Consider the following 994-nt stretch of genomic DNA (forward strand, 5'->3'; position numbering starts at 1 on the left):
GCGGACGCTGCGGCGCCGGAGGACGGCCCGTACGCGGTCATCGAGGACCACAGTGACAAGGAGCGCCGTACGACCCGCTGGCGCACCGAGCGCGTGAGCGGCCGACTGGACCCGGAACTGCTCGCCGACCGCCCGGTGGAGGAGCGGCTGCGCCCGGTGTGGTCGGTGACCTGGGCGGTGCCGGTGGACGCCGAGGGCGCGCCGGTGCGGCCCGCGACGGCGCCGGTCGTGCACGCGCCGACGCCGACCGACGAGCCGCTCGGACTGCCCGCGCTGCTGATCGCCTCGTTCCCGCTGGAGCCCACCCGCCGCCACACCGCGCCGGGACCGCTGACCGCCTTCCTGGTGGAGCGCGCGGCCGAGGCGTACGCGACGCTGCTGCGCGACTGGCATCCGGTGGGGACGGGCACGATCGGCCTGGTCCCGGGCCCGCTGGGCAAGGGCGAGCTGGACGGGGAGCTGCGGGCGCGGGTGCTGGAGCGGCTGCCGCGGGTGCCGTTCCTGCCGAGCGCGGCCGCGCCGGACCACCTGGAGCCGGAGGCATCGGCGGACGCGGGGCTCGGCTGGGACGACGCGATCCTCGCGCGCGGCACCTTCGAGGGCGAGCCGTACGCGCTGCGCCCCCGTGACGCGGAGATCGTGGAGGGCGCGGGCGCGGAGACCGTGGAGGTGCTGGCCGAGCTGTTCCCGACGCTGCTACCCGCCGGTCTGGAGCGGCGGCAGGAGCTGCGGGCGCTGGACGTGGCCCGGCTGCCGCTGGGCGAGGTGATCGACCGGCTGGCGGGCGTCGAGCGCGCCCCGGCCTGGTGGCGGCGGCTGTACGACGCGCTGGCCGGTACCGACCCGGACCGGCTGAGCGGGCTGCCGGTGCCGCTGGCGGACGGCCGGACGACGATCGGGCCCCGGCAGGTGCTTCTTCCGCTGCCGGGAGACGTAGATGGCGGGGATGGCGGGACCGAGACACGAGAAGAGCGAGGGTTCGGCGGGCGAGACC

Annotated in this window: 1 pseudogene; it reads left to right on the plus strand. The window is 77.3% G+C overall.

What is annotated here, in order from left to right:
* Positions 1-994, plus strand: a pseudogene (locus SSOG_RS46870) (sacsin N-terminal ATP-binding-like domain-containing protein); the annotation flags it as partial.

It is taken from the genome of Streptomyces himastatinicus ATCC 53653 (assembly GCF_000158915.1).
Classification (GTDB): Bacteria; Actinomycetota; Actinomycetes; order Streptomycetales; family Streptomycetaceae; genus Streptomyces; species Streptomyces himastatinicus.